This window comes from Pedobacter sp. 01T416_2 (assembly GCF_056398925.1).
The window spans coordinates 1-1,906 of the sequence record NZ_JBFTQI010000976.1 but is presented as its reverse complement, the minus strand read 5'-3'; the positions used below and the strand labels follow the sequence as shown (position 1 = coordinate 1,906).

Annotated in this window: 3 protein-coding genes; all 3 read right to left on the bottom strand. The window is 33.8% G+C overall.

Translation table 11 applies throughout. The features are described from left to right. Window positions 1-220: 220 nt before the first annotated feature. Window positions 221-583: a hypothetical protein gene (locus tag AC1DPQ_RS26480; RefSeq protein ID WP_477585142.1), complete on the bottom strand. Its 363-nt coding sequence runs from the start codon at window positions 581-583 to the stop codon at window positions 221-223. 228 nt (window positions 584-811) lie between these two features. After that, window positions 812-1,366 carry an REP-associated tyrosine transposase gene (locus AC1DPQ_RS26475; RefSeq protein ID WP_477585141.1) on the bottom strand — a complete coding sequence of 185 codons (555 nt, stop codon included), beginning with the start codon at window positions 1,364-1,366 and terminating at the stop codon, window positions 812-814. 276 nt (window positions 1,367-1,642) lie between these two features. Beyond that, the coding region (locus AC1DPQ_RS26470; protein ID WP_477611394.1) for a hypothetical protein at window positions 1,643-1,906 on the bottom strand (264 nt) is incomplete at its 5' end.

Here is a 1,906-nt window from a genome sequence, read left to right as displayed (position 1 = left end):
CTGCCCTAGCTGCTAAGACTTGCGCTAGTGAGGGCATTAAATAAAATGATAAATCATTTCTATACTTCATACATCCGAACAAATAACTATTTTCTATATTTTTCTGTACTTTATCTATCATGATAGTTATGGTTTTTCTATTTTTCCAGTTCCTTTTATAGCCCCCTTCTGTAATTTTTCGATATAATTAGCAGGGCCAATGAGGGATACATTACTGTCGTTATTTAAAGTCACAAAATCCATCTTGATGTAACTTTATCCAAGCTGTTTCTTCCTCTGAAATCTTACTATTTAAAGGATGTTCTGAATAATCTTTTATGACCTCCAAACACTCTTTTTTTAATCGATTATTGGGGTTCCCATAATCATATATTATATGAGCTGCCCACAGTGGAACAAAATATTGGCTCTCTCTGAAGAATTTTGCAAACTCTTCAATTTCATTACTATTAAGATACTCCATTCCAATATCAATTAATAGCTGGTAATCCAAGTCCTGATAATTAATTGGATTGGATGGAGTAATCCCTTTAAAATAGTTCATTTTGCATTGCAATAAAAAGCGATCGCCTCTGTTATTCATTATTATTTTATTATTTAACTTTATTTATGGTGACTCCTCCCCCCAAGCTGGTGCGAGCTTGTAGCTCGTATCCAAATTAACTTAAATTATATCAATTTCTAACAAACCCTTTTCTCCAGAAAAATCTATTGCATTACTATGCTTCCAATGGTAATCTTCTGTTATAAAGCCCAATCTAGCGCAAGTCTTAGCGCCTCGGCACAAGCAAAGGCCTGACTTGTGCTTTCTCTAAATCAATACATCAATCTCTATCAATCCTTTGCCTCCTTCATAATCTACAGCACTACTGTATAAATAGTCAGCTGCATTTGTCACCAGTCCCGCCTCTACCGGATTATTGTGAAGATAATGAATTCGTTCTTCAAACATATTGAGATGTGGATCTAGTTCGATAGGATGGTTATCCTGCCTCCAAAATTGAAAGTTTTTATTATTGCTATTTTGTTGCCCGGCTTTTGAAAACAGGTAGAGCATCCAATCTTTTCTACTTTCGATCATGCTTTCTTTTATTTCTTTTAAGATCCTAAATGATGAATACTTCTTCAAATCGCGCATGATATTAGGCAATAGATAACCTTCCCTACTGCTTACAATTAAATGGACATGGTTGCTCATGATTACCCAGGCATGTAAGTTAAGGCCTTTTTCTTTTCTACAATAAGATAAGCTTTCCAATAAAAGATCTCTGTAAATAGCACGTGTAAAAATATCAATCCAGTCTACAACGGCAAAAGAAACAAAATATATTGCTGTCGGATCATGAAACTTATATTTTGTACACATAACTAAATATAAAACGATTATGGCAGATCATCAATTTATAAAAAAGCTTAACGTGGCGAAGAACATCTTAATAAGATTTTGACTAACTAAGTATTATGAAGGCACAAGTCAGCCACCCCTCTAGTCCAAACACTAAGACTTGCGCTAGTGAGGGAATGCTGGAAAAGTAAAAAGCCCGGCACAAACGCCAGGATAAGATTATTTTAAAGCACAAGTCAACCAGCTCACAAGCCTGCACACCAAGACTTGCGCTAGGAAGGAGCTAAAGATATCTAACTAGATAACAAATTCATCAAAAAGTGCATCAAGAAACTCACTTAATTCAGGAAAACTATCATAAATACTTATTTTACCTCTATCAAAATTCTGCTTCAAATAAGTGATGCCTAAAGAAGTTATATTATAATCAATATTAACATTACCACTAATATCCTTGATTATTAATCCATTATTTATCATTTCTTCTTTTAATTCTATATCGGATAAAATTCCAAATTTCCAATGTAGCACTCTTCTTAAAGATAGCACTCTTCTTAAAGA